Consider the following 22,013-nt stretch of genomic DNA (forward strand, 5'->3'; position numbering starts at 1 on the left):
ACTTTTTCTTTTTTCCATTTTCGTCGTACGATAAGAGCCTCTCTCTTGCACATCAATGACGAATGAGCTCCTCTTTTTTGGGCTAACCCTTTTTCTATTGGGAACCATACTCCTTGCTTTTCGTATCGGACTTTTCGCTCTGTTTTCCACCGTTGCTGTGTACTCGGTGCTTATGAATATTTTTGTCACGAAACAATTTTTTCTCTTTGGACTTGCCATCACTGGTGGGAATGCGCTCTACGGTTCTCTTTTTCTCGCTACAGATCTTATTGGGGAACACTACGGAAAACGGGAGGCATTGCAAGCCGTTGGCATTGGATTTTTCGCTTCGCTCATCTTTGTGATTTGTTCGCAAGTTCTCCTCCTTTTTACGCCAAACGAATATGACTTTACACAAGAATCGCTCAGCACTCTTTTTTCCGTAACTCCGCGCATCCTTTTGGGATCACTCCTCGCCTTTGCCATAGCACAAAGCCTAGATGTATTTTTGTTCCAAAAAATAAAAATACTCACAAATGGAAAACTTCCTTTTGTGCGAAACAATGTTTCCACCATTCTTTCACAAATGGTCGATACACTTATTTTTACTTTTGTAGGTCTCACTTCCATCTCTCTTTTTGGAATTACTGTTCTAGGAATTTTAGAAAAAAACCTTTTTTGGGAAGTCGCTCTTGCCACCTTTCTTGTAAAGATTCTTGTCGCTGTGCTCGATACCCCATTTTTCTATTTGGGATATGTGGTAAAGAAATAGAGAGCTCCACCGTATTTTGAAAAATGGAGAGTATTTATTCTCCCATTTTCCATGTATCTGGCTTTTGCTCGACCAAGAGCTCATTCATACGATGTAGAATACCATCAAACGGAATGCGCTCTTGCACCCCTTCTTTCATGTCTCGAAGAATAATAATGTTTTCTCGTACTTCCACGTCTCCTAAAATAAGCGTCCAGCGTGCGCCAAATTTATCTGCCATGCGAAGCTGATTTTTTAATGATGCTTTCCCAATCGCTCCACGAACATGAAGTCCCATGTCATGAAGATCGGAAATGAGGCGCATTGCCTTCCCCTTTGCGGGGTCACCGATACACGCCACATAAATATCGACATTATCTTTTTCTGGAGGAACTACTCCTGCATCTTTTAAGTGCAGAGCAAGGCGCTCCACTCCAGCGGCAAAACCAAATCCTGGTGTTGGCTCTCCTCCCAGCATTTCCATAAGACCGTCATATCGTCCTCCTCCACACACCGTAAGTCCATCGGAATCGATAAATTCAAAAACCGTATCGCAGTAATAGTCGAGTCCTCGAACAAGTTTTTGATTTATTTCGTACTGAATTCCAAGCTGATCGAGAAAATGACGAACTTTTTCAAAATATTCTTTTGCTTCATCATCAAGATACCCCTCAAACTTTGGAGCCAGTTCCGCAAGAATTTTATCATCTTCATCTTTGCTATCAAGAATTCTGAGTGGATTAGAATCAATTCTCTGCTGAGAATCTTCTGAGAGATTTCGTTTTTTCGGGAGAAAATAATCGCGCAAAGCATTTTCGTATGCCTTTCGATTTTCTGCAGTTCCAATGGTATTAATTTGGAGTGTGAATCGGTCGCGAACAAGGAGATCTTCAAGAATCTTGCTTGCCAAAAGAATAATTTGAGCATCGAGTGATGGGTCACGTCCACCAAGCACCTCAACACCATACTGAAAAAACTGACGATACCTCCCTTTTTGCGGACGATCGTGACGGAAATTTGGTTCAATATAGTAGAGTTGAACCGGCTGTGGCCAACTTGCCATTCCGTGCTCTAAATACGCACGACAAATACCAGCTGTTCCTTCTGGACGAAGCGCATAAGTATTATCCCCCATCGTGAGTCGGTACATTTCTTTTTGCAATACATCTGTTTCCGCTCCAAGGGAACGATCAAAAACACCCGCATCTTCCATAACAGGAGTAGAAATACGCCGAAAAGCCGCTTGACGACATCGGTGACGAACAGCTTTTTTTACCACCGTAAAATAATCGTGATCTTCAGGAAGAATATCGTGCATTCCTCTTGGCGATTGAAACTTTATAACCTTGTCATCGCCGAAGTTTTCCTGATGAAGCATGAGAATTTCAATAAAAAAATGCCGTGTGACCATAGCACATTCTTGAAAAGAAAAAGAATGTTTTTTTGTTCTCTGAGGAAAAAACTGACATAATCCCTCCTGATATTTTTCTCACTATCTTGAATTCTGTGGAACAGCCAGAAGTAATCTTCGAAACCATCCCCTTCCTCATTACCCTTTTTTCGTATGGTGTTGCCACCTTCTGTTTTTTTCTCCTCCTCCAACCCATCTATTACCGCATTGCCACCACGTTAAAAATACAACAGGAAATTCGCGAACACACCTCTGATGGACGTATTGCTCAGGTTTTTCGAGCACTTCATCTCAAAAAATCGGGTACACCAACCGGTGGAGGTGTCCTTATTTGGGGTTCTGTACTCATTGTCACTCTTTTTTCTCGCCTTCTTTCTTTTGTAGGAATAATCGACAAATCTCTTCTTCAACGAGGAGAAGTGTATCTTCCTCTCTTTTCGCTAATAATCATGGGAATTTTTGGCGCAATAGACGATTTTTGGAATGCGCGAAAAATCGGAAAAAAACGTGGAATTGAGGTGGCACCAAAAATGATCTTTCTTATCTTTTTTGCTCTCCTCGGAGCGTTGTGGTTCTTTTTTCGTCTTGGGTACAACGAAATTAGCATCCCTGGAATGGGAATGCTGCAGATAGGATGGCTCGCTATTCCGCTCTATATTTTTGTTATTGTCGCCACCGCAAACGCAGTGAACATTACCGATGGACTTGATGGGCTCGCAGGAGGTCTTCTTATTACCTCGTTTACCACGTTTGGTGCACTCGCTTTTTTTCGAGGGCATTTTTTTCTCGCCATTTTTTGTGGGATAATTGTTTCCGCCCTTTTTGCCTTTTTGTGGTTCAATGTTCCTCCTGCGAAATTTTTTATGGGAGATACGGGCAGTCTTGCTCTTGGCGCCTGCCTCGGAGTAATTGCCCTCATGATTGATGCCGTTGCCATTTTACCGATTGTTGGTATTATTTTTGTCCTCGAAACCCTTTCTGTCATTATTCAAATTACTTCAAAACGACTTCGGAATGGAAAAAAGATTTTTCTCTCTACTCCAGTTCATCATCATTTTGAGGCGATTGGATGGACAGAACCACAAATCGTTATGCGATTTTGGATTATTGGTGGCGCATTTGCTGGTATTGGGCTTATTATCGGACTTGTTGGACTTACCACATAAATGTTCTCACACCAGCAAAAAATAACGGCTTTCTTCGGAGTTCATGCGCTTTCATTCGTAGCGTTCCTTTTTTTTCTTATGCAACTCAAGCTCACCATTGAGCAAGATATCTCCTCTCTTTCTTGGCAAAGTGTTCTTCTTCCTGTCATTTTTTTTATTATTTCGGTTTCTGGAATTGTTTTCGCTGCTATTCTCCCTTCGTCTCTCCTTTTGATCTTCCTCCCTGCCTTTCTGGCATTTTTTGCCGGAATGGCTTCGTTTAATGCTCCTCTTGAGTTTTTTCTGAGCGTTGGGCTCCCTCTCTCTTTTCTCTTCTGGAGCATTCGGCGCAATATGAAAAACCGCATTCATCCAGATTTTACGAATGATGTTCGCCGACCGCTCACTACGCTCTTTCTCTTTCTCCTCTTCTTCGGTTCTTTCTCTATTTTTCCATGGACATTTCAACAAATCTCTCAGCACTCTCAAGAAATTTCAGGATGGATCACTACTTTTCAACAACCACTTCAAGAAAAACTTCAAGAAAAAATAACCGAAGAACTCAAAAATGCCATGAGCAATGAGACAAACACTATGGATACGATATTTGAGCAGAGACTTCAGGAATCTCTAAAAGTATGTCAAGGAAACACTCCCTGCGAAACGGAAATTCGAAAAAACGCAGAAACAGAAAAAAAACGCATCCTCCAAGAAATGCAGAATGCCGTTTCATCTTTTGATGAAGGAAATATTTCTCCCGAAAAAACCTCTAATATTATTTCCGAAATACTTCAGGGATTATCAAAAACATCACAAGAACGTTTTTCGGAAACCACGCTCTTATTTTTGGGAGGATCTCTTCTTTTTACTCTCTTCTCACCCCTTGCTTGGCCACTTTCATTTGTAACAATGCTCCTCTTTTCAGTTCTATTTTCCTTCTTCAAAATGATTGGTGTTTTGCATGTCACTTATGAAAAAGTTCAGAGAGAAATTATTGTATAATCGAGCAAAAGAGCACCTGCACCATCTTCTTCAGAAATATAACATTCAGAAAAAGAAAATTCTTCTTGCACTCTCTGGTGGTTCAGATTCTGTCTTTTTAGGAACACTCCTCGCAAAAGAACTTCCAAAAGAACTCCTTCTCGTCGCACATTTCGATCACCGATTACGAAAATCCTCCATGCATGATGCCGAATTTTGCAAAGAGTGGGCACAAAAAAACGCTCTCTGTTTTTTTTCTGAACAATGGGAAAATCCAGAAGATTCTGAGGAAAAAGCAAGAAACGCACGGCAAGCATTTCTCTTTTCACTCGCAAAGCATGAAGGAGTAGAGGCTATTGCCCTCGGAACACATGGAGATGATAATGCCGAGACTATTTTTCATCATTTTCTCCGCGGATCGGGAGCAAAAGGACTTTCTGGCATTTTGGAATTTCATGCAGAAACACAGCTTTTTCGTCCGATTCTCCCCTTTCGAAAACAAGAAATTCTCTCATTTTTAGCAGAAGAAAAAATTACATTCTGCGAAGATGAAACAAACAGCAGCTCTCGCTACACTCGAAATTTTCTCCGAAATGAGGTTTTCCCTCTGCTCCAAACACGCTTTCCAGATTTTAGGGAAAACCTTCTCCGACAAGCAGAGATCTTTCGGCGACAGAGTAATTTTTGCGAGCAAAGTGCCGAAAAATTTCTTGAAGAGCAGAAGGAATACATTTCCCGAAAAGAATTTTTGTATCTTCCAGAAGCAGTACAAACAGAAGCAATTCGTCAGCTATTCGCTCCGAAAAATCTTGATTTTTCGCAAATAGAAAATGTACGAGCGTTTTTTTGTATCGGAAAATCTGGAAAAAAAATGTTGCTCTGTGGCAAAAAAATATCTCTTTTCTCCGATGGAATTTTTTTAGAATAAAAAAAATACTATTTAAATTTATCAAATTGTTTTTAACATAACATTTTTTAATTAAGTATTTTTAATTAGTTGACGTATTAAAATATTAATATAAAATATATAAAATTTTTAAGACCATAATGACATTTCGCGGTATTTTTGCTGTTTTTCTTCTCTTGTGTTTCCCTGAAATTATTCTTGCAGATAATCCATTTTCTGCACCCCCTGTTTTTCAACAGAGCACACCTTTCGAGGAAACAAAAAGTCCTGTTTCCTCAGAAAATACAACACCAGAAGTTTCAGAAGAAGTTCAGACGGAGAATATTTTCTCCCCCCCCTTTGTCAATGTACCAGAAGAAGAATCTCTCCCAAGAGAAGAGGAAAATTTTGCAGAAGAATGGGAATTTCCCGAAGTGAAAAAGGAGCTCGGGGCAGATGCATTTTTTACAGATCCCCCCAATTCTCTCTCTCGTCTTTTGAAAGAGTTTCGTACCATCACTGGAATAAAAAATAACCCTTGGCATCCCGAATGGGGAAGCGCCAACACCCCCCTACTCCGCTTTTTTCCATCGAAATACAGCGATAGTCTCTCTTCCCCGGCAGGAAAAACAAGACCGAATCCACGAGAAATTAGTAATACGGTTTTTGCGCAAGATACAAGTATTGAAAACAGTCAAGGGCTTACCAGCATGGTGTGGCAGTGGGGACAATTTCTTGACCACGACATTACTTTTACTGAAACGCTCTCTTACGAACCGCTTCCTATTGCTGTTCCCGCTGGAGACCCATGGTTTGACGCACAAAATACAGGAACAGAGCAGATTCCATTTCAACGCTCAGAATATGAGCACGGAAGCGGAAATAGTCCATTTTCTCCGCGAGAACAGATAAATCGGATTACCTCCTTTATTGATGGTTCAAATATATATGGATCCGACGAATTGCGAGCAAATGCACTCCGAACATTTTCTGGAGGAAAACTTAAAACGAGCTCTGGAAATCTTCTTCCTAAAAATACAGATGGATTTTCCAATGCCGGCGGAACTGATCCCAATTTTTTCCTCGCTGGAGACGTACGCGCCAACGAGCAGTTAGGACTTCTCGCTATGCATACACTCTTTGTTCGTGAACACAATCGAATTGCAGAGCAAATATTTCTCCAAAAACCACAATTCACCGATGAGCAAATCTACCAACTCTCCCGAAGAATTGTTGTTGCCGAAATTCAAGTCATCACCTATCGCGAATTTCTTCCAGCACTTTTGGGAAGAGAATTTCCCTCATACAGAGGCTATAAAGAAAAGGAAGATCCGGGGATTCGAAATGAATTCTCAACAGCTGCTTTTCGATTTGGTCACACACTGATCAATACAACTCTTCTCCGACTCGACAACAGAGGAAATGAAATTCCCGAGGGAAATCTTGCGCTACATGATAGTTTTTTTCGACCCGATCTCGTGAAAAAAGATGAAGATATTGGGTATCTCCTAAAGGGATTAACGGTGCAAAAAATGCAAGAACTCGACACATTCGTGGTCGATGATTTGCGGAACGCCCTCTTTGGCACTGCCGGTTCTGGCGGAATGGATTTAGTTTCCCTCAACATTCAACGCGGACGTGATCATGGTCTTCCATCATATACAGAACTCAGAGCATATTTGGAACTTCCGCCCATAAGAAATTTTTCTGACATTACTAAAGAAGAGAAGATCCAAAATAGACTCCGAGATACCTATGGAAGCGTGGAGAATATTGATGCGTGGGTAGGAATGCTGGCAGAAGATCATATTCCTGAGGCAAGTATGGGAAGAACCATGAAGCGACTCGTTGTTCGACAATTCATTGCGCTACGTGAAGGAGATCAATTTTGGTATGAAAGAATTTTTCAGGGACGGAACAAAAATATCTTGGAACGAACGAGACTTTCAAACATTATCCGAAAAAATACACAGATCAGCAATCTCCCAAGAGATGTTTTTACCGGAAAGTAAGCGAGAGACTTGCCCTCCAATAAAAAAAACGGCAGTATTTGCAAAGAGTTTGGTTGCCAAAAAAAACAGTGCCCGGTAGCCAAGTGGTAAGGCAGCGGACTTTGAATCCGCCATTCGTTGGTTCGATCCCAACCCGGGCAGCCATTTTCTCAAATGTTAAAGGAGTTGCATTTCGTTTTCTCCTTTTTTTGATGTGGATGAATAGAGCGATGATAAAAAAATCATGAAGTTGTTGAGAAATGCAATTTATTAGATACCTCCATTTGTTTGACATTGTTATGTTATTATTTTAAAATTTAATAACGCAACAGAAACACCATTCACAAAACACACACATGATTGATATTTTTTTACGGGCAGCAGAGCGTCCTACAGAATTTTTCTTCTGTTTAGCACTTGCGCTCATTCCCACTGTTGTTTGGTTTCTTATTTTTGGACCTCGCCACAGGGGACGCTGGGGAAGTATTTTTGCTACCTTTTGTGCGGGAATGCTTGCAGGAGCGATTATTCTCTCGTATCAATTTTTTTGGGGCGCTCGATTCGATCTTATCTTTTTTGTTATCGAGCCAAACGATTTTGATTCTGCCATTCGAGTACAAATTGGAAACGTTCTCCTCTCGAGTCTGCTTGTTTTTCTCTCAGTAGGATTCCTTGAAGAATACGCAAAACATTGGGTGGTGAAGAAGGTTGATCATAATATATTTGAGTCTATTGATGATGTGATTGAATTTTCTATTATCGGAGCACTCGGATTTGCCTTTCTTGAAAATGCTGGATACTTCTTTCTCCTTATGGTTCGTGGGGATATGGAAAATTTAGTGACCCTTTTTGTCGTACGCTCTATTTTTGTCGTATTTATCCATATTCTTTGTTCTGGAATTTACGGATATTTTTATGGACTCGGATACTTTGCAAAACCAGTGCTCAGCGAGCGAGTTCGGAAAGGAAAAACTCCTGCACTCCCCTTCTTTCTTCATCGCATTGCAAACTTTCGACCAACCTCAGTATTTCGTGATGAAATGGTCACAGTAGGACTTCTTCTTGCCATGACTATTCACGGTGCCTACGATTTCTTGCTTGAAATTGGAACGCTTGGACAGTTTGCCTCACTCTTTACTGAACAAACCATGCATTTTTCTGGAGAGAATATTCAAATTCATTGGATCCTCCTCCCCATGATTCTTGTCTTTGGATTTTCGTATCTCTCGTATCTCCTCAACAAAAAAGAACACCAAGTTCGCTATGGACACCTAGAGACGCATGAGGTATTTGTTCCACAGACATAAACTCTACCAAGAAGGAGATTTTAAAAATCTTCCGCAATATTCTTGGGAGTAAGGTGTATTGGAAGAATCGCCCCCAAAGGAGCATTTTCTCCTTTTAAACGAATGTAATTTCCGCTCGTTCCCTGACCTCCCCCTTCCACAAGTACCTCAAGAAGTTGTCCCATTTGTTGAGCAAGAAATGTTTTTCTCAACTTATCTCCTGTTTTTCGAAGCATTGCGGCACGCTCTTTCCGAATGGAAACAGGAATCTGCCCAGCAAAATTTGATGCCGATGTTCCCGTTCGCGCAGAAAAAGGAAAAACATGAAGCTTTGCAAATGCAAGATTTGTGACAAGAGTTTCCGTTTCCAAAAAATCTTGCCCCGATTCTGTTGGAAATCCCGTAATAAAATCTCCCGTAATAGCAACATTTGGACGTTTCTTTCGAGCGTTTTCCACGGCAAAATAGACTTCTTCTCTTCCGTGTCCACGATTCATTTTTTTGAGCACCGAAGAAGAGCCAGATTGCACAGAAAGATGAAGGTGATCACAAATTCTTGGATGCGAAAATACTTCAAAAAATTCTTTCCGTAAAAACTGTGGTCCCAAAGAACTGAGACGGACTCGAAGGTGTGTTGTGTGTCTCAAAATTTCTTCAAGAAGCACGGGAAGTTTTGTCTTTTCGGGAAAACATTCGGAGTTTCCGCATCCCCAACTTGCCAATTGAATTCCGGTCAAAACTATTTCTCGTACCCCCAAAGATTCTGCTCGAGAAATTTGTCGCAAAAGAAGTTCAGATGGAATGTCTTCTGTTTTTCCACGCGCAATACGCGTAATACAAAACGTACATTGATTATCACACCCATTCTGAATAGCAATGGGAATTCGCATTCGATTCGTGGAAGCGAGACATTCATTGGCTTCCTCAGGAATCTGAAAAAACGAACGAAAATGAGTATCATCAGAAAAAATAAGGAGATTGGGAAAATGCTTTTTCCATATCTCAGAATCTGCTTTTGGTCCGCATCCAAAAATCGCTACTTTTTTTTTGATTCGCATTGCTCGACTCGCCTCTTGTCGACTCTGCCGATCTGCTCGAGCTGTCACTGTACAAGAGTTGATAAAAATAATATCCGCCTCTACTTCATTTTGCGCCTCAGTATGCCCCGCAAGCTGAAGCCCTGCAGAAAGACGAGCAGAATCAAGCCAATTCATTTTACAGCCAAGAGTTTTGAAGAAAAATTTCATCAAAAAAAAACTCCCAAAGAGTATACGTATTTTTGAACAAAGGGAGTATAAAAACAATCTTCTCTCTGATATAATGGAGAAAACAATATGAAAAAAAACACACCAAAAAAACACAGAAACATGCATATTTCCTCGGAATTTTTTTTCCTCTTGGGTGGAATTGCATTTCTTGAAGCTCTATTTTTCTTATTCCGAGAAAACCCACTCCAAGTGTTAGGACTTTTTGGAATCTCGCTTCTCCTGTTTCCTCCGTTTGAGAAAAAACTCATCCAAAAATTTCATGTTGATCTCTGCCAAAAAAGAAGAGATATTGCGCTCTTTTCAGGACTTTTCTTCTTTTTTCTTGGAAGCGCCATCTGATTTTTTGTTGTATGAATTCGAAGAATTCTTAGTGTTCCTCAGTGAACATCTTCCATGAGAAAATTTCGAGGAAGATTATTTTTTAGACTCCCCTCTACTTTTCTTGTGAGCCCAAGAGGAAGACCCTGAAAACGCAAAAGAATATCTGCTTTTTCAGGAAGATGAGGAGGAGATACAAGGTTTTCTCCTCTTAAAAATGCCCGTGCTTCTTCCGCAGAACACTCAAGAACAAGATTTCCAGAAAAATGAACGCCAAAAGCAACAGCACATTCGTGAGAAATACGGAGTTTATTTCGATGCATTTTTCCGAGCAAAATTCCGGGACGATCTGGAGAAAGAAGGGGCATCGCATCCTCAGCCCCCTGAGGAATTCCCCACAAAAACCCTTTTCGTTCTGCTATGAGAATATGGGGAGGAAGGGAAAACTGAAAAGCAGAAGAGAATGCTTTTTGAATTTCTTGAGAGTGTTTTTCGGGGAGAATTTGAAGAGATCCTGCTCTTTCCTTTCGAAGAGGGGGAAGGTGTTTGGAGTTTCTAAGAGACTCTGTTTTACGAATTGCCGCAACAAAAAAACCCTCGGAATTGAAAAGATGTGGCCATACACGAAGCACTTTTGGCGCAAAAGAAAACTGTTCCGATACAAACTCCGAAAGCCCCTGTGCGCGATGCGCTTCTAAAAAAAGCCCCGAAAGATCGCATATTTCAACAGCATCTCCAAACTCTGCAAGAAGAGAACGAAGAACTCCTTCATTTTCTTCTGGAGCAAGCGTACAAGTGGAATACACAAGAATTCCATAAGGTTTCAATGCCTGAAAAGCGGAACGAAGGAGAGATTTTTGAAGTTTTCCCGCCGCTAAAATTCTCTGTAATGACCAGTTTAAAAGTGCATTTCTGTCTTTTCGAAATGTCCCCTCACCCGTACAGGGGGCATCGACAAGAATACGATCAAAATATTCTGGAAGGAGATTCCCGAAACGCTCTCCCGAAAGATGGGATACAATTGCATTTGGTACGCCACATCGCTGAAGATTTGCCGCCAGTACTTTGATACGGCTTCCCGAAAATTCGTTTGAAAACAGGCTTCCTTGTGCTTGAAGAAGCCCTGCTATTTGCGTGGATTTGCTCCCTGGTGCCGATGCTATATCGAGAACGCGTTGCCCTGGAACAACCTTGAGCGCCAACGGAGGAAGCGCACTACTCGCCTCCTGAATATAAAAGCGTCCCTGTATATGCCCAAGATTCTTTCCAAGGGGATGGTGACGTTGATCCCGATCAATAAGAAAAATTTCAGAAGAAAAAGGGTGTGACGTTAATTTCCAATCTGGATGATATTTTTTCGCCCATTCCAGAAACTCTGGAACCGTATTTCGAAGAGTATTGACCCGAAGAGTTTTTGGAAGTGAAGCATGTTGTGCCGCATAAAATGCGTCAAAATCGTTCCCCAATATCTTTTGGTATCGATTCCAAAAAGCCAATGGTCCCGTTGCGTCTTTCATGGAGGGTATTGTACACTTTTTTCATGAAAAAGATTCTTTCTATTCTCCTCTGGGGAGGAATACTCCTTATTCCCAAAAGAGCACTCGCTGCAGGGTGTGAACTGAACATTATTCCCGATAGCCTCGCGCTCGCAATAAAAACAGGAAATATTCATTGGGAAGATCTTATTACCTTTGTGCTTCATCTTATTTGTTTTCTCGTCTTTATTGCTGGAGGGGTCGCTGTTATTCTCCTTATGATTGGAGGATATAAATTTATCTTTGGAAGCATCATGGAAGATAAAGAAAGCGGTGTCAAAACAATAAAAAATACTCTTCTTGGACTTGTAGTGGTTCTCCTCTCGTGGATTATTGTCGATACGCTCATCTCCTTTCTTACAACTGATGAGAACACTGTTTATCTCTCTCTCCCCACTTTCTCATGAAACGCATTGGCGACACCCTTAAAAAGGCAAATCAACATTTTCGAAAGTGGAAAAAGGAGATTGACGATCGACGAGCACAGATGAAAATAGAATCTGAAGCGCCAGCTCCACCATCCTTTCGGAATCCAGATCAACCCGTGATGCTTGAAATTTCACTCCTCTCTGTTTTTAAAGCAACGCTCATTGTGATGGGCGTTATTCTTCTGAGTAAGGTTGCCGTTCAACTTGTTGATATTGCTGTTACGTTTCTCCTTTCGCTCTTTCTTGCCGCCGCGTTTAATCCTGCGGTGAATAAATTGGAATCGTGGCGAATTCCTCGTGGATTTGGCATTATTCTTCTCTTTTTTCTTGTCTTTGGATTTTTAATACTCCTCATTGCGAAACTTGTTCCTATTATTGCCGATCAGCTCGGACAGATTGCAACATCACTTGAAGAGTGGATTCGGAGCATCCATTTTATGACCGATGCAGGAGGTTCTGACTTACGCCAAAAAGTGCAGGAATTCTTGAGCAGCTTTCTCGGAAATACAAATTCAGAACAGATTTTCCGAACCATTGTCGATAACATCGATCAACTCGGCTCTCGGCTCTCCAATTTTGCCGATAAAGGACTTCAGCTTATTTTAGGAACATTTGGCTTTGCCTTTGAGTTTGTTCTCACCTTCCTCCTCACGTTTTTCTTGGTGCTCGACCGAAAAAATCTCAATGACTTTTTTCAATCGCTTTTTCCGGTTCGTCATCAGGCGTATCTCACGGAAAAACTCCATCTCGTTCAGGTAAAAATTGGAGAATGGGTGCATGGGCAAATTATTCTCTTTTTTGTTATTGGAGGCATTGCCTATATTTCCCTTAATATTATTGGAGTTGAATACGCACTCACCCTTGCCATGGTTTTTGGAATTGCCGAATTCCTTCCCTACCTTGGTCCACTGCTTTCTTTTACGGTTTCTGCACCTATCGCATTTAATGAATCGATTGCCTCGGGAGTAGGGCTTGTTATATTTTGCGTTTTTTTACAGTTTATTGAAGGGAATTTCATTGTTCCCTTCGTTATGAAGAGGTCGGTTGGACTTCCTCCTGTCGTGACTATTATCGCTCTTATTGCTGGTGCAAGTTTTCCGAATATTATCAATCCCGTTCTTGGAATGATTTTAGCAGTGCCAGTAGCAACCATTCTCTCTATTTTTGTACGAGACTACACCATGCGAAACGCAAAATAGTGATCTCTTTTTCGAAAGTCTTTTATTTTTTAAGACAGACCGGACGAGAGAATGCTCTTCCGCTGAAAATTCCCAAAAGGGTTCTCGTAAAAACAAATCCCCAAAGAGCCAAAGAAAGAGCTCCGAGAAGAACCCCAATCCAAGAGAGAAAACCCATTCCAGGGAGAAAGCCTCCTGCGACAAATGTCCCTGTTCCGAGTGCAGCAGGAGGAAACACAAGCGCCCAAAATCCAAGCGTATAGGGAATTCCTTCTGTTTTAATGTAGTTCGTCATGACCCGCAAAATAATCAAAAACCAAAAAAATCCGAATGACAAAAAGACAGGAAGCAAGAGATACAAGGCATTCGTCAAAAGAGCTTTATACGGAAGAATTTCAGAAAGCAAAGGGAGAAGACTCACAGAGGCAATGGTCAAAACTCCTACAGGAGCGAGTGGAATAAAAAAACTTGGAGCCATTTCTTTTTGAGGCAAAGGAGCAAATTTCAGACGAAAAAGAATAAACGTAAGAACAAAAGCAGTGAGTAAAAAAAGCAGTCCTAAAAGAAAAAAATGAATCAAACCAATAATATTTAAAAATACTGTCCCCTTAAGAAAAGTAGTCGCAAAGAAGTTCCCAGAAAAAATATTTACAAATACACCAACCGGCGGCAAAAGACATACTCCAATAGCATGCTTCATTTCTGTTTCGTGAGAAATAATTGTCTGCGAACACGTTGCGAGCAAAAAGAAAATCCCCAATACAAAACCAATCACATAGAATATTCCGGCGAGATACATACCAAATGTATGACCCAAAATTCCTTGGGGAACGAATACGAGCGATACCCCAGTACTCAAAACCGCAAGAGAAATGCTAATACCCGAAAAAAACTTTGCAGTAGAAGGCGAAAGAAAATCTTTCTCTACGTTTTCCCAAAAGAAAATCACCCGAAATCCGTATCCAACACTCGCAATAAGAAAAAGGAAAAACGCGAGAAACAGAAGTACAACACCAAGTGTATTCATCCACGGCTGAACAAGAAAAACCGACATCTTTGTCCAAAGAATTCCTACCGCGCCAGTTGCCATACTCGACATAAACCATCGAACTTCAAGGGCGGAAAGTGCTTCGCTGAATTTCATCTTTTTTCGTGAAAAATACCCCCATAGGGTATACTTGGGCAGAAAGGAAAATCAAGTACTTTTTTGTATTTTACAAAAAAACTCCCAAAAACTATGGAAATATTAAGAAGTAGACAAAGGAAAATAATTTTTTGGATTTGGATTTACAGAAAGAAATTTTCTCCATATTTTTCCTCTCAAAGTCTTTGGAATTGTTTTCTTACTCCCTTTTTTTCCCTTGACGAAAATAAACTATTCATTTAAAAGTATCGGCAAAATTTTATTTTTCATTTCGATGTTGGAAACAGAAGGAAAGGGCGTATTTCGAAACAACCATTGCAATCCTCATCATAACCTAGTATCTTATCCCCATTTTCTTGCAAGAAAGATTGGGATTTCTCCCGAAGAAATGGATCGTCTGCTTTCACACGGAAGAGAAGATCCCAATGAGATAATAGAGCGTTTGCGTAGATATGATAAGAAAAAACCTTCTGAAAAAAAATTTTAGAGTGTATATTTTATGATTTTCCATACACAAAAACTCCAAATCAGAACTGATTGAAGAAACCTAAAAAAAACAGTACAATAGGAGGAAAATAACAAAAACGAAAAAGACATGCTCCAATACAAAATTCCACAGGATGTTCAACGGGAAGACACCATTATTGGTCCCATCACTATGCGCCAACTCATTATTTGCGCTATAGGAGGTGGTATTGCCTACACACTTTATATGATTCTTAGTAAGAGCTATTACATGAGTGTTTGGCTTCCTCCGATAGCAATTATCTCTTTACTTACTGTCGCTTTTGCATTTATAGAAATTCGCGGTATCAGTTTTACAAAATGGATTCTCCTCATGCTTGAAACAATTATCCTTCCCAATAAACGAGTTTGGGACAAAAGACAATCAACCCAATTCCTTTTTCGTTTTCCTTCCCCCTCCGTGTCAAAGAAAGAGAATGAAGATGAAGATGAAAACACAAAAGAAGTGAGTATCGATCATCTTGAAGAGATTTCAAAAGCACTCGACTTTTCTTCTGGTGTTTTGGATGAACAGAAGGATTCTCCCACAGCAAATGCGGAAGATCATTATTTAGCAGCAACAGCACTTCATGAGGATGATAAAATGCGACACGACGCACGACTTCAGCAATTCCAAGAAGATCAGAAAATTTCTGCCATCCGTGGAAACCAAGCCCCCCTTCGCTCGGGACAAGTCAACACCCTTCAAAATCCCAAAAAAGCGTAATGGAGACAAACGACAAAACTGTCCGGCAAAAAAAAAGTTCTCCTGAGGCAAGCACTCAGCGTTTTCTTCCGATCTCAGAAATTCGAGATGGCGTCGCCGTTCTTAAAAATGGTGGTGTACGTGCTATTTTAAAAACCTCTTCTGTGAATTTCAACCTCAAATCAATAGAAGAACAAAATGCGCTCATTTATGCGTACCAAGGATTTGTCAACACGCTAGAATTTCCTATACAAATCCTAGTGCGCTCCCGAAAACTCGACATTGATGTGTACGTTGCAAATCTTACAAAAACCGCAAAAACTCAACAAAATCCTCTACTCCGAAAGCAAACACTTGAGTATATTGAGTATATCAAAAAACTCGTAGAATACGCAGACATTATGGAAAAAAATTTTTATGTCATCATTCCGCATGACCCCATTCGATCACAAGGAGGAGGCATGTTTAAACTGTTTGTTCAAAGCATTAGCCCAGAAGATAGTCTTGAGAATATTCGCATGCGACACCGAGAATTTGACAAGCTCCACAAAAAATTGTTGCAACGAGTAAACATTGCCCGTGCTGGTTTAGAAGGATGTGGACTCAATGTTGTAGAACTTGGAACAAGCGAAATTGTAGAACTCTTTTACCAGATTTATAACCCGAGCACTGCCCGAAACCAAAAACTAGTGAATCTCGCAGGTGAACATATTTTGCCGATGTAAGTTCATCATGAGTCTCCTCTTTTTAAAAGAACACGCCATGAGGAGCTTTTTTCATAATAGGTATCGTACATTTTCTGAAGTTCTTCCGCAGTTAAAACACCTTTATTTGTAATAAATTTCGATACCCACTCTACTGGATAACGATCGTGTGAATAGATGAGCTTGTCATACTCTGTTGCATTTACAGATTCTCGCTTTACCACCTTATAAGAGTGATGCTTTCGTTCTGCATCCCAAAGACTGAACTTGTCTGTAGTCAGGGGAACGATAACCGGAATTTTCCACGCACGCATCTGTGAAACGAGAGAATTTGTTCCTGCGTCACCTACAACTTCACCAAGTGAATTCACCGTTACTGCGCCAACAAAACAGCAATCAACGTTCTCTCGAACGTAAGAGAGAAGATATTCAGGAATGACACGAAAAGAAAAATCGTGTTCTGCAAGAAATCGGATAATATTCGCCGTTTTTTCTGCCTCTTGTTCTGCCACAACAATTTCAAGTTTTTTTCCTCCTCTTTTTACCTCAAGAAGGATGTCAAAAATGGTATGACTCGCATCGTGAAGAAGTATTCGATCACGATTCTTGAGCACTTCATGGGAAAAAGCGAGGAGTTTTTCGACGCTTTTTTTTCGTTTTTCCTCTACGTTATCAATAATCTCCACCATTTTTTCCTCATACTCATCAAGCGAGGCATTTGGATTTTGACGACAAAAATCTTCAAATTCCTCAAAAACACGAAAAAACATCATTATTAAAAGAGCGATCCGCGGAGAAGTATTTTTTACAATTTCCACCATTTTCTCTGTTTCCATACAAAACTCCTTTCGTGTCCCTTTGTAATCGACAACTGCTTTGCGAAGACTCTCGATAGCAAGAAAAGAGAAATCGCGTGAACCGAATATCTGCTCACATTCGCGGAAAAGCACCGAAATCGTCGTAACGATATTCTTCATTGCGTTGCGAAAAAGAGGAAGAGAGAAGAGAGAACGAGAGAAAGTATTGTGAGCGGATAGCCAATTTTAAAGTATTCCCAAAAAGAAATTTTTACACCATTTCGTTCTGCAATTTGCGCAACAACCATATTCGCGGAGGAGCCAATGAGTGATCCATTTCCGCCAAGACAAGCACCAAGAGAAAGGGCAAACCAAACAAAATTTGTGTCTCCCGAAAATTCTCCACCAGAAAGAATTGGGGTGAGAACAGGAATCATCATCGCCACGAGTGGAATATTCTCAACAAAAGCAGAGAGAAGCCCAATTCCCCAAAGCACGAACATGGAAAGTTCAAAGATAGAATCTGAGTGCAGAGCAATAAAATGGCTCACAGGAATAAGCGCACCAACTTTTTCTAGGGCACCAATCTGAAGAAAGAGCCCTGCGAAAAAAACGAGAAGATGCCAATCTACTCGGGATAACACTGCGGATGTTGAAACAAAATTCTGTGAAATACAAATTGCTGAAACGCCAGCAAGAAGCGCAATAAACTCAATAGGAAGATGAAAAAAATCGAATACAAGCGCACAAACGGTAACTGCCAAAACGCCCGCAGAAGCAAAAGCAAAATTTCGGTGAAAAAATTCTGTTGCAAACTGACGGCGGATTTTTTCCATCAGAAGATATGTTAGAAACATTTTTGGAATACTTCCGCGAATCGGACACACAGCATTCCAGTATTTCAGTGACAAAACACCAATGACGATAAAGGAAATAATAAAAATAGGAATTGAGTTATAGCGGAGAAAATCCATAAAAGAGAAATGGTTTGCGGAACCGATGAGAACATTTGTCGGATCACCAATAAAGGTGAGTGCACCACCAATATCGGAAAAGACAATTTCTCCAATAAGATACGGTTTCGGATCAAGCCCCATTCCGCGTGTAATGGCAAGTGTAATTGGTACAAGCACCATCATTGTGGTTGCATTTGCGAGAAACGTAGAGAAGAAAAATGTCATTCCCGCAAACAGGAAAAATAAAAAAAGCGGGTTCCCCCGCGTTTTTTCTAAAATCTGAATATTAATCCACGAAAGCAGTTTTGATTCACGTACAACCTCGACAAGAAGCATCATGCCAAGGAGAAGGAGTATCGTCCGAAAATCAATCATTTCCTCAATATCTTCGGGATTAATTACTCTACAAAGAATGAGAATAAAGGCGCCAATGGTTGTTGCAAGTGCCTTATCGAGCCACTCAAAAATAATCGCACTCAAAACGAAGATAAAGGTAGCGAGAGCGATTAAGAGGGGGGGAAATTCAAACACCGCAAGAATTTTTTTTGATTAGAATTTTTCACTAGATTCTTTCTATTGTCAAATTTTTGACGTTTAAAATCAAAAAGCTGGTCACTAATTCAAGAAATATCTAACATTTTTACTTTTCAGAGCTCTATTTTTTCCTAAAAAAATCCAAAAGTGAGTCATGAATAAAGGTTGAAAAAGAAGGGAAAAAATGAGATAATAGAAAGAAAATTCACCAAACACAAAATGCCAGAACCACAAAAAGGATCCGATTCCACTAGAAAAGAGGAAATTAAAACATCACCGCCACCAAATTCGCTTCGGGCAATTGATGAGTTCTTCAGCAATTCTATACGTCGTATTCTCATTTTTTCTAATGAAGAAGCACGAAATGCCGAAGCAGTAGATATTGACACCGAGCATGTGCTTCTTGGAATGATCCGTAATGCAAAACAAGATCAGGTTCTCAAACAGATTTTTGAGGGACTCAAAATTGATTTGGAAGAATTGGAAGGTGCCGCGCGAAAAGAGGTTCGCACAGGGAAAAATAAAAATCCTGATAAGTTTCTTCCCTTTTCCGTTCGTACAAAAAACGTCTTACTTGAATCGGATGCAGAACGGAGAAAATGGCGTCATCATGCTACTGCTGGTGAACATCTCCTTATTGCACTCACCAAAGGCGATGGCGTTGCGGTGAATATTCTTAAAAAATTTGGATTGACCGCAGAAGTTGTTTCACAAGAAGTAGAAAATGTTGTGGGAATGGGACAAAAAAAAGACGTTCTCATTGGCGAAGGAACACCGCTCCTTGATCAATTTGGTATTGATATGTGCCAACAAGCACGAGAAGGAAAAATTGATCCCGTCATTGGTCGTGCAGAAGAAATTGAGCGAACTATCCATATTTTGGCGCGCCGACGAAAAAACAATCCGCTCCTCATTGGAGATCCAGGAGTAGGAAAAACTGCCATTGTCGAAGGACTTGCCAATCGTATTGTACGAGGAGATGTTCCAGAAGTTTTGAAGGGAAAACGGATTATCTCTCTCTCCATTAACAGCCTTGTGGCAGGAGCAAGCCACCGAGGAGATTTTGAACAACGCATGGAAGGCGTCATTAAAGAAGCAGTCAAAAGTAACGGAGAAGTTATTTTGTTTATCGACGAAATCCATACGCTCATTTCCGCAGAAAGCGCGGGAGATGCCGCACAAATCTTAAAACCACCTCTTGCTCGTGGAGAAATCCACTGTATTGGTGCTACCACTACAGCAGAACACCATCAGTTTATTGAAAATGATCCGGCATTTTCGCGACGTTTTCAGCAAGTTATTGTTCCGGAGCCCAGTTTTGACGAAACATTCCAAATTATTCAGGGATCGCGCGATAAGTACGAAGCCTTTCATAAAGTAAAAATAAGCGATGATATCATTCGTCTTGCTATTCTCCTCTCAAATCGATTTATTGCCGACCGATTTTTGCCAGATAAAGCTTTTGACCTCATTGACGAAGCCGCCGCTATGGCGCGCATGCCTTCTATTTCGACTCCCGAAAAGGAGAAGGATATGGAAAAAGAAATCGAGAAACTCCGCGCCGAACGCGAGCGTGCAAAAGGAGTAGTGAACATTGAGGAACTTACACGACTTGAACAAGAAATAAATGAAAAGACAAGACAGCTTGAAGAAATTCGGTCGCACTTTGAAGAAGAGAAATCGCGAAGCCATGATGAAATTAAGCCAGAACATATTGCTCAAGTAGTTTCTCGATGGAGTGGTATTCCTCTCAATCATATTGCAGGATCAGAAGCAAGTCGTCTCCTGAGCCTAGAAGATGTTCTCCATCAACGCCTCATTGGACAAGATTATGCAGTTAAAATCGTAGCATCTGCAGTACGCAGAGGACGAAGCGGTATTCGAAAACCAAAGCGCCCTATTGGTTCTTTTCTCTTTATGGGACCTTCTGGAGTAGGAAAAACAGAATTTGCAAAAACGCTTGCCGAAATGCTCTTTGGAAAAGAAGAAGCGGTCATTCGGTTTGATATGTCGGAATTCATGGAAAAACACGCCGTGGCGCGTCTTACTGGACCACCACCAGGATATGTGGGATATGAAAAAGGAGGAGAACTCACCGAAGCGGTTCGAAAAAATCCGTACTCCATTGTTCTTCTCGATGAAGTGGAAAAAGCACATCCCGATGTCTTTCATATTTTACTCCAGATTTTAGATGATGGGCGACTTACAGATAATCATGGTCGGCTTATTAGTTTTAAACATACCATTATTATTTGTACCTCAAACCTTTCTTCAGAAATTATTACGAAGGAATATGCCATCTACTGGCAACAACTCGAAAATATGAAAGAGTTCCAACGTGCAGAGCAAAAACGAGCCGAAAAAGGCATCCGAGAACAAGAGGCAAAAGATGAACAGCTCCGAAAAGAACAGGAAATCAAAAAAATAGAAGTGAATGCCTCAGATGAAAGTGATCGTAATCTCCCTCAAAAGGAGGACACAAAGCCTTTTTTTCCTGCACAAGAATCACCAGAAAATCCACCAGAATCTCCTTCTCCAGAGCTTGGAAATGATTTTTGGGAAGGACTAACAGATGAAAAGCAATAAGAAATCTCTTCACTTTTTTTTCCGTCATGGATACCGAAAATACAACACCAGATGAAACAATAAAAAACCCAGCAGAAACTTCTGCGAGACAAAATGCTTTTGTCTCTCCTCTTGCCGAAACAGAAGAAAATTTAGAAATCGATTTTCCAGCAAACGATGAAGAATTTCAAAAACATCTCAAAGGAAAAGTTTTTCCTCAACTTCTCAAGTTTTTTCATCCAGAGCTCCTCAATCGTTTTGACGAAATCATCTTTTTTCATCCACTTCGCAAGGACGAACTCAAAATAATTGTCGAACTCATGCTTCGGGAGCCACGAGAAATGTTGAAAGAAAAAAATATGCAAATCCGTATTTCTGATGAAGCAAAGATGTTTATTTCTGAGAGAGGATATGATCCTGCATTTGGAGCACGCCCACTCCGTCGAGCTGTTCAACAATATGTAGAAGATCCTCTTTCTGATGCGCTCATTCGAGGGGATTTTGAAAGTGGAGATACTATTTATATTGATCTCGCAAAAGACGGCTCTCGTCTTCATTTTCGAAAAGATGTCGCTGATGCACAGGAAAAAATAATTGATCCGTTTGCCGTTCTTGAACAAGAACCACTCGGAGAAAATCTGAAAGAAAAAATTGAAGAAACGGTTCCCCAAGAAAAATTGGCAGAATCCGAAAAGCAGAATCCAGAGGAAACACTAAACGAATATGAGGAAAAAACTCCCGAACAAAAAGAATCGTTTTTTGGAAAAATGTTCAATGGAAATGCGAAACCAGAAAATGAAATACCTCCTCAAAATGGAGAGAAACATATCCGATTTGTGGATGGACGCATTGTAGAAGAATAGTATAATTCCAATAGAAGAAGTACTTGTTTCCCATTTTTCGGAATTTTTCTTACAAAGAAGTATATACTGGAGAAGAAGTATTT

At 40.5% G+C, this 22,013-nt stretch carries 19 protein-coding genes and 1 tRNA gene; 14 read left to right on the forward strand and 6 right to left on the reverse strand.

What is annotated here, in order from left to right; genetic code table 11:
• Nucleotides 1-55 precede the first annotated feature (55 nt).
• On the forward strand, nt 56-751 hold the full coding sequence (locus IPN35_02890) for a queuosine precursor transporter (protein ID QQS59790.1): 696 nt from the start codon (nt 56-58) through the stop codon (nt 749-751).
• Between the two features lie 34 nt (nt 752-785).
• On the opposite strand, the gene IPN35_02895 is transcribed toward IPN35_02890, so the two are convergent.
• On the reverse strand, nt 786-2,141 hold the full coding sequence (locus tag IPN35_02895) for a histidine--tRNA ligase (GenBank protein ID QQS59791.1): 1,356 nt from the start codon (nt 2,139-2,141) through the stop codon (nt 786-788).
• An 86-nt stretch (nt 2,142-2,227) separates the two neighbouring features.
• Between IPN35_02895 and mraY the strand changes: the two genes are divergently transcribed.
• From mraY to IPN35_02925, 6 genes are all read left to right on the forward strand, one after another.
• Nucleotides 2,228-3,307: a phospho-N-acetylmuramoyl-pentapeptide-transferase gene (mraY, locus tag IPN35_02900; protein ID QQS59792.1), complete on the forward strand. Its 1,080-nt coding sequence runs from the start codon at nt 2,228-2,230 to the stop codon at nt 3,305-3,307.
• A 78-nt stretch (nt 3,308-3,385) separates the two neighbouring features.
• Nucleotides 3,386-4,288: a hypothetical protein gene (locus IPN35_02905; GenBank protein ID QQS59793.1), complete on the forward strand. Its 903-nt coding sequence runs from the start codon at nt 3,386-3,388 to the stop codon at nt 4,286-4,288.
• Nucleotides 4,257-5,195 (forward strand): tRNA lysidine(34) synthetase TilS, encoded by a 939-nt coding sequence (tilS, locus tag IPN35_02910; GenBank protein QQS59794.1) that lies wholly within the window; start codon nt 4,257-4,259, stop codon nt 5,193-5,195. Before IPN35_02905 ends, tilS begins: the two co-directional genes overlap by 32 nt.
• 119 nt (nt 5,196-5,314) lie before the next feature.
• Nucleotides 5,315-7,165, forward strand: coding sequence for a peroxidase family protein (locus IPN35_02915; protein ID QQS59795.1), 1,851 nt, complete (start codon nt 5,315-5,317; stop codon nt 7,163-7,165).
• A gap of 69 nt (nt 7,166-7,234) precedes the next feature.
• Nucleotides 7,235-7,309 (forward strand) — tRNA-Gln (locus tag IPN35_02920).
• Between the two features lie 191 nt (nt 7,310-7,500).
• Entirely contained in the window at nt 7,501-8,451 is a 951-nt protein-coding gene (locus IPN35_02925) for a PrsW family intramembrane metalloprotease (GenBank protein ID QQS59796.1), read from the forward strand.
• 20 nt (nt 8,452-8,471) lie between these two features.
• Here the strand turns inward: IPN35_02925 and IPN35_02930 are convergent, their stop codons facing one another.
• Nucleotides 8,472-9,677, reverse strand: coding sequence for a MiaB/RimO family radical SAM methylthiotransferase (locus IPN35_02930; protein QQS59797.1), 1,206 nt, complete (start codon nt 9,675-9,677; stop codon nt 8,472-8,474).
• A gap of 398 nt (nt 9,678-10,075) precedes the next feature.
• Complete coding sequence (locus IPN35_02935) at nt 10,076-11,533, reverse strand: NOL1/NOP2/sun family putative RNA methylase (GenBank protein QQS59798.1); 1,458 nt, start codon at nt 11,531-11,533, stop codon at nt 10,076-10,078.
• Between the two features lie 23 nt (nt 11,534-11,556).
• Here IPN35_02935 and IPN35_02940 point away from each other — a divergent pair, with 23 nt between their 5' ends.
• A complete protein-coding gene (locus IPN35_02940) occupies nt 11,557-11,958 on the forward strand; it encodes a hypothetical protein (protein ID QQS59799.1) in 402 nt (133 codons plus the stop codon).
• Nucleotides 11,955-13,178 carry an AI-2E family transporter gene (locus IPN35_02945; protein QQS59800.1) on the forward strand — a complete coding sequence of 408 codons (1,224 nt, stop codon included), beginning with the start codon at nt 11,955-11,957 and terminating at the stop codon, nt 13,176-13,178. Before IPN35_02940 ends, IPN35_02945 begins: the two co-directional genes overlap by 4 nt.
• 22 nt (nt 13,179-13,200) lie before the next feature.
• Here IPN35_02945 and IPN35_02950 read toward each other — a convergent pair whose 3' ends face one another.
• Nucleotides 13,201-14,301, reverse strand: a complete 1,101-nt coding sequence (locus IPN35_02950) for a hypothetical protein (GenBank protein QQS59801.1) — start codon at nt 14,299-14,301, stop codon at nt 13,201-13,203.
• 217 nt (nt 14,302-14,518) lie between these two features.
• Here IPN35_02950 and IPN35_02955 point away from each other — a divergent pair, with 217 nt between their 5' ends.
• From IPN35_02955 to IPN35_02965, 3 genes are all read left to right on the forward strand, one after another.
• Complete coding sequence (locus tag IPN35_02955; GenBank protein ID QQS59802.1) at nt 14,519-14,788, forward strand: hypothetical protein; 270 nt, start codon at nt 14,519-14,521, stop codon at nt 14,786-14,788.
• Nucleotides 14,789-14,896: 108 nt separating this feature from the next.
• Nucleotides 14,897-15,532, forward strand: a complete 636-nt coding sequence (locus tag IPN35_02960) for a PrgI family protein (protein ID QQS59803.1) — start codon at nt 14,897-14,899, stop codon at nt 15,530-15,532.
• Nucleotides 15,532-16,236: a hypothetical protein gene (locus IPN35_02965; protein ID QQS59804.1), complete on the forward strand. Its 705-nt coding sequence runs from the start codon at nt 15,532-15,534 to the stop codon at nt 16,234-16,236. Before IPN35_02960 ends, IPN35_02965 begins: the two co-directional genes overlap by 1 nt.
• Nucleotides 16,237-16,241: 5 nt before the next feature.
• Here IPN35_02965 and IPN35_02970 read toward each other — a convergent pair whose 3' ends face one another.
• Entirely contained in the window at nt 16,242-17,192 is a 951-nt protein-coding gene (locus tag IPN35_02970; GenBank protein ID QQS59805.1) for a hypothetical protein, read from the reverse strand.
• Nucleotides 17,189-18,448, reverse strand: coding sequence for a hypothetical protein (locus IPN35_02975; GenBank protein QQS59806.1), 1,260 nt, complete (start codon nt 18,446-18,448; stop codon nt 17,189-17,191). The genes IPN35_02970 and IPN35_02975 overlap by 4 nt, the downstream gene beginning before the upstream one ends.
• Before the next feature lie 273 nt (nt 18,449-18,721).
• Between IPN35_02975 and IPN35_02980 the strand changes: the two genes are divergently transcribed.
• Nucleotides 18,722-21,088 (forward strand): ATP-dependent Clp protease ATP-binding subunit, encoded by a 2,367-nt coding sequence (locus IPN35_02980; GenBank protein ID QQS59807.1) that lies wholly within the window; start codon nt 18,722-18,724, stop codon nt 21,086-21,088.
• A gap of 26 nt (nt 21,089-21,114) precedes the next feature.
• Nucleotides 21,115-21,930, forward strand: a complete 816-nt coding sequence (locus tag IPN35_02985; GenBank protein ID QQS59808.1) for an ATP-dependent Clp protease ATP-binding subunit — start codon at nt 21,115-21,117, stop codon at nt 21,928-21,930.
• The last annotated feature ends 83 nt before the right edge of the window (nt 21,931-22,013 follow it).

This window comes from Candidatus Peregrinibacteria bacterium (assembly GCA_016699755.1).
Classification (GTDB): Bacteria; Patescibacteriota; Gracilibacteria; order CAIRYL01.